The sequence below is a fragment of the Sphingomonas sp. genome (genome assembly GCF_051962185.1).
Lineage (GTDB): Bacteria > Pseudomonadota > Alphaproteobacteria > Sphingomonadales > Sphingomonadaceae > Sphingomonas.
In genome coordinates this window covers 1-4,448 of sequence record NZ_JBQCCN010000254.1, presented here as the reverse complement: position 1 = coordinate 4,448, position 4,448 = coordinate 1, and the positions used below count along the sequence as shown (strand labels likewise).

Here is a 4,448-nt window from a genome sequence, read left to right as displayed (position 1 = left end):
GTCGCCGCCGAAGGCGGTGGGAGGGCGAGGGTCTTCTTTCTTCTTTTTTGGCTCTACCCGCTTGGACGATGAGAGAAGAACATCACCCAACCTGCACCGGGTGAACAGCGCCCCGCGCTGTTCAGGTCATGCCGGGGGCATGACCGACCCGGTGCACCCGCAAGCGGGAGAGGGCTAGAAAACATTCAACCCATAGGTTGACTTTTCAACTCGACTCGCCGATGCGCAACCACATGGTTGAACGACTCGACACGACCTTCGCCGCGCTCGCCGACCCCACGCGGCGTGCGATGCTCGCCAGTCTCGCGCTCGGTGAGCGATCGGTCGGCGAACTCGCCGCGCCGCATGCGATGAGCTTCGCCGGCGCCGCCAAGCATGTCGGCGTGCTCGAACGCGCCGGTCTGGTCGAACGCCGCAAGGCCGGCCGCCAGCAATTGTGCCGCCTCAAGGCCGAACGGTTGCGAGAGGCCGATCAATGGCTGCGGCAATGGGAGCAGTTCTGGACGAACACGCTCGACCGCCTCGAAGCGGCGATCGCCGCGGATCAGGAGAAACCATGACCAGCATGACCCCGTTCGTGATGTTCCAGGACGGCAAGGGCGAAGCGGCGCTCGATTTCTACGTCGCCACGATCCCCGACAGTCGACTGGTCGCGATCGACCGCTTCGGACCCGGCGATCCCGGCCCCGAGGGTACGATCAAGCGTGCGCATGCGATCATCGCCGGCCAGGCGGTGATGGTCCACGACAGCTTCGTCACCCACGGTTTCGACTTTACCCCGTCCTTCTCGTTCTTCGTCGACTGCGGGGACGAGGCCGAATTCGATCGGCTGGCGGCAGCATTGTCGGACGGAGGGCAAGTGCTGATGCCGCCCGGCGATTACGGCTGGAGCCGCAAGTTCGCCTGGCTCAGCGATCGTTTCGGCGTCTCCTGGCAAGTGAATCTGGCATGACCGATCCCCTCATCCTGACCATGCGTCGCGACATCCCGGCCGCGCCGGAACAGGTGTTCGACGCCTGGCTCGACCCGAAGATCGCGCGGCATTTCCTGTTCGCGACGCCCGACGGCGACATGCTGACCTGCGAGATCGATGCGCGGGTCGGCGGGCGCGGGCTGATCGTCGAGCGGCGAGCGTCGGGCGACGCGCGGCATCGCCTCCTTTTCGAGGAAATCGATCGCCCGCGCCGGCTGGTCTTCCTGTTCGCCGCCGACCCGGCGGAAGAGGGACAATGGACCCGCGTGACGCTCGACGTCGCGCCGGCGGCGGGTGGCGGCACGCACCTGACGCTCACGCACGAAATGGATCCCGAATGGGCGGCCTATGAGGAGCAGACGCGCCACGGCTGGACGATGATCCTCGACACGCTTTCCCGCACGATTGGAGATGACACATGACCGACACGATCACCGCGACCGAATTGCGCTTCGAGCGCACCTTGCCTGCCCCTGTCGAGACGGTGTGGAAATACCTGACCGAGACCGAGCTGCGCCAGCGCTGGTTCATGGGCGGGGCGCTCGACGGCCGCGTCGGCGGCGCGATCGAGTTCGTGTTCGACCATGACCAATTGTCCGACGACGATGTGCCGATGCCCGAGCGCTACGCCGCCAATCGCGGGCGCCGCTGGAGCGAGACGATCGTCCGCTACGATCCACCGCATGCCATCGCCTATACGTTCGGCAGCGACGCTAGCAGCATCGCGACGTTCGAGCTGAAGGACGCCGGCGACGGCAAGACGCTGCTGACCTTGGTTCATAGCGGCATCAAGAACGCGGACCAGGCGGCCAATTTCGGCGGCGGCTGGGCGTCGCATCTCGCGGTGCTCGAGGCGCGGCTGGAAGGGCGCGGCGTGCCGGACTTCTGGGCGATCCACAAGGCGTCGGAGGACCGGGCGAAGGCGGCGCTGGGGGTGGAGGCCTGACTCTCGACTGTAACCCGTTGCAATCGCTGGGCGGACTGTCCTTCCCACCGTCGTGCCGGGCTTGTCCCGGCATCCACTGTGCGGCAGGCCGAATAGCTGAGCCTCCTGTCCCGCGCCCGTCGCACGGTGGACCCCGGCAAGCCTGTCCTGAGCGCCGCCGCAGGCGGCGTCGAAGGGGCCGGGGTGACGATAATAGTGGGGCTAATGCTGGAGTGAGCCCGCAATCCTCCGCGCCAGGAAGCGCGGCGTAAATCGGATCGACCCCGCCAGCATGGCATTCGCCAGCCCCGACACCTTTACCGCCCGGTTCCCGTCCAACGCCCGCATACCGTCCTCGACCACCTGTCCCGGCTCGCCGGCGAACTTGAACAGCGCGCTGCTGGTCATGTCGGCGATATCGCCGAACTCGGTCTTCGTCGCGCCCGGGCACAAGGTAGCGACGCGCACGCCCTTGACCTTCACCTCCTCGTGCAAGGCTTCGGAGAAGCTCAGTACGAACGCCTTGCTCGCATAATAGACCGCCATCCACGGCCCGGGCTGGAACGCCGCGGTCGAGGCGATGTTGAGAATGCCGCCAGACCGCCGCGCGATCATGCCCGGCAGCACGGCGTGGCACAGCGCCACCAATGTCCGGCAATTGAGGTCGATCATCCCAATCTGCATGCCGCGATCGAGCTCGGTGAAATCGCCCCGCGCACCATAGCCGGCGTTGTTGATCAGCACGTCGACCGTAAGCCCGCGCTTGCCGACCTCCGCCATCAGCGTCTCGGCGGCGTCCGCGGCGGTCAGATCGGTGGCGATCACCTCGGCGCGGATGCCGTGCTTAGCCATCAATTCGCCGGCGAGACTCTCCAGCCGGTCGGCGCGCCGCGCGACCAGGATCAGGTCGTCGTCGCGCGCCGCGTAGCGCCGAGCGAATTCGGCGCCCAGGCCGGCCGAGGCGCCGGTGATCAAAACGGTGCTTTTCGCCATGGCGGCCTCCGATCGGTCATACGCATGCTATAGGTACGCGGCCTGAGCGACAACGGAGACGAGGACAATGCGCGAGGTACGGTTCGAGAACGCGACGGGCGTCACCCTGGTCGGATCGCTCGAACTGCCGCCGGGCCGGGTCCGTGCGGTCGCCTTGTTCGCGCATTGCTTCACCTGCACCCAGGCCAGCCACGGCGCGCGGCGCGTCAGTATGGCGCTCGCCAATCACGGCATCGCGACCTTGCGGTTCGACTTCACCGGGCTCGGCAAGAGCGAGGGGGAGTTCGTCGACAGCCATTTCGGCGCCAATGTCGACGATCTGGTCGCGGCCGCCCGGCATCTCGAGGCGACGATCGGCGCGCCGTCGATCCTGATCGGCCATTCATTGGGCGGGGCGGCCGTGATCGCCGCCGCGGAGCGCGTGCCCTCGGCGCGCGCGGTGGTGACGATCGGCGCGCCGTTCGATCCCGCGCACGTGCTCCATCAGATCGACGCCGCCGACGCGGCGCGGATCGAGGCGGATGGCGTCGGCACGGTCGCGATCGGCGGACGCCCGTTCCGCGTCAGCCGCGACTTTCTCGACGCGGTGAAGGGGCAGGACCAGGCGACGCGGCTCGCGCATCTCAAGAAGGCGCTGCTCGTGCTCCATGCGCCGACCGACCAGGTGGTCGGCATCGAGAACGCCAAGGCGATCTACGATGCCGCCAAGCATCCCAAGAGCTTCGTCGCGCTCGACGGCGCCGACCATCTGCTGACCGAAGCCGAGCGCGCGATCTACGCCGCCTCGATCATCGCCGCTTGGGTCGAGCCGTTCCTGCTACCGGCCAAGGCGCCCGATGCGCTGCCCGAGGGCTGCGTGCGCGTCGCCTCGGGCGAGGGGCCGTTCGTCCAGTTGATCGACGCCTCGGGGCATACATTCCTCGCCGACGAACCGGCGCGGTCGGGTGGCAGCGACCTCGGGCCGACGCCCTACGACCTGCTGCTCGCCGCGCTCGGTGCCTGTACCGCGATGACGATCGAACTGGTCGCGCGCGCCGAGGACATCCCGGTCGCGGGCGTCGAAGTGCTGCTCCGCCACGAACGCCGCCACGCCGACGACAGCGCCGCCGCGATGGACGGGCGGCCACGGCTGGAGATCCTCCATCGCGAGATCCGGCTGGAAGGCGAGCTGACCCCGCAACAGCGCGACCGCATGCTGGTCATCGCCAACAAATGCCCGGTGCACCGCACGCTGGAGAGTTGCCCGACGGTGGAGACGAAACTGGTGGATTGATCAAGATCCTCCCCGTTTACGTGGAGGAGGACCAAGACGCGCAGCGGCTGGGTGGAGTGGGCGTGCCGCACGCGAGTCCGGCGTGGCCCACTCCCTCCACCACGCGCCTTCGGCGCGCGGTTCCCCTCCCCGCTAAGCGGGGAGGATTTAGTCACCCCAGACACGCCCCGTTGGTCGCGATCACCTCGCGGTACAGCTTGGCCGAATCCTTCGGTGTGCGTTCCAGCGTCTCGAAATTGACGTGGACGATGCCGAACCGTTTCGAATAGCCCAGCGACCATTCG

Annotated in this window: 7 protein-coding genes; 5 read left to right on the top strand and 2 right to left on the bottom strand. The window is 67.4% G+C overall.

The window, feature by feature from the left end; all coding sequences use genetic code 11:
* Positions 1-233: 233 nt before the first annotated feature.
* From ACTHJR_RS16355 to ACTHJR_RS16340, 4 genes are read left to right on the top strand one after another with little or no spacing between them, the layout of a single operon-like run.
* The gene (locus ACTHJR_RS16355) at positions 234-560 is read left to right on the top strand and encodes an ArsR/SmtB family transcription factor (protein ID WP_440524306.1); all 327 of its coding nucleotides are present in this window, start codon (positions 234-236) and stop codon (positions 558-560) included.
* The gene (locus ACTHJR_RS16350; protein ID WP_440524305.1) at positions 557-952 is read left to right on the top strand and encodes a VOC family protein; all 396 of its coding nucleotides are present in this window, start codon (positions 557-559) and stop codon (positions 950-952) included. Before ACTHJR_RS16355 ends, ACTHJR_RS16350 begins: the two co-directional genes overlap by 4 nt.
* Positions 949-1,395, top strand: a complete 447-nt coding sequence (locus ACTHJR_RS16345) for an SRPBCC family protein (RefSeq protein ID WP_440524303.1) — start codon at positions 949-951, stop codon at positions 1,393-1,395. The genes ACTHJR_RS16350 and ACTHJR_RS16345 overlap by 4 nt, the downstream gene beginning before the upstream one ends.
* Positions 1,392-1,919, top strand: a complete 528-nt coding sequence (locus ACTHJR_RS16340) for an SRPBCC family protein (RefSeq protein WP_440524302.1) — start codon at positions 1,392-1,394, stop codon at positions 1,917-1,919. Before ACTHJR_RS16345 ends, ACTHJR_RS16340 begins: the two co-directional genes overlap by 4 nt.
* Before the next feature lie 201 nt (positions 1,920-2,120).
* Here the strand turns inward: ACTHJR_RS16340 and ACTHJR_RS16335 are convergent, their stop codons facing one another.
* Positions 2,121-2,891 (bottom strand): SDR family NAD(P)-dependent oxidoreductase, encoded by a 771-nt coding sequence (locus ACTHJR_RS16335; protein ID WP_440524301.1) that lies wholly within the window; start codon positions 2,889-2,891, stop codon positions 2,121-2,123.
* A gap of 67 nt (positions 2,892-2,958) precedes the next feature.
* On the opposite strand from ACTHJR_RS16335, the gene ACTHJR_RS16330 reads away from it, so the two are divergent.
* Complete coding sequence (locus ACTHJR_RS16330) at positions 2,959-4,164, top strand: bifunctional alpha/beta hydrolase/OsmC family protein (RefSeq protein ID WP_440524299.1); 1,206 nt, start codon at positions 2,959-2,961, stop codon at positions 4,162-4,164.
* A 151-nt stretch (positions 4,165-4,315) separates the two neighbouring features.
* Here ACTHJR_RS16330 and ACTHJR_RS16325 read toward each other — a convergent pair whose 3' ends face one another.
* Positions 4,316-4,438, bottom strand: a complete 123-nt coding sequence (locus tag ACTHJR_RS16325; RefSeq protein ID WP_440524307.1) for a family 1 glycosylhydrolase — start codon at positions 4,436-4,438, stop codon at positions 4,316-4,318.
* Between the last annotated feature and the right edge of the window lie 10 nt (positions 4,439-4,448).

Coding starts and splice junctions, on each gene's coding strand:
- ACTHJR_RS16355 (WP_440524306.1), top strand. CDS start 234: ATGGTTGAACGACTCGACACGACCTTCGCCGCGCTCGCCGACCCCACG.
- ACTHJR_RS16350 (WP_440524305.1), top strand. CDS start 557: ATGACCAGCATGACCCCGTTCGTGATGTTCCAGGACGGCAAGGGCGAA.
- ACTHJR_RS16345 (WP_440524303.1), top strand. CDS start 949: ATGACCGATCCCCTCATCCTGACCATGCGTCGCGACATCCCGGCCGCG.
- ACTHJR_RS16340 (WP_440524302.1), top strand. CDS start 1,392: ATGACCGACACGATCACCGCGACCGAATTGCGCTTCGAGCGCACCTTG.
- ACTHJR_RS16335 (WP_440524301.1), bottom strand. CDS start 2,891: ATGGCGAAAAGCACCGTTTTGATCACCGGCGCCTCGGCCGGCCTGGGC.
- ACTHJR_RS16330 (WP_440524299.1), top strand. CDS start 2,959: ATGCGCGAGGTACGGTTCGAGAACGCGACGGGCGTCACCCTGGTCGGA.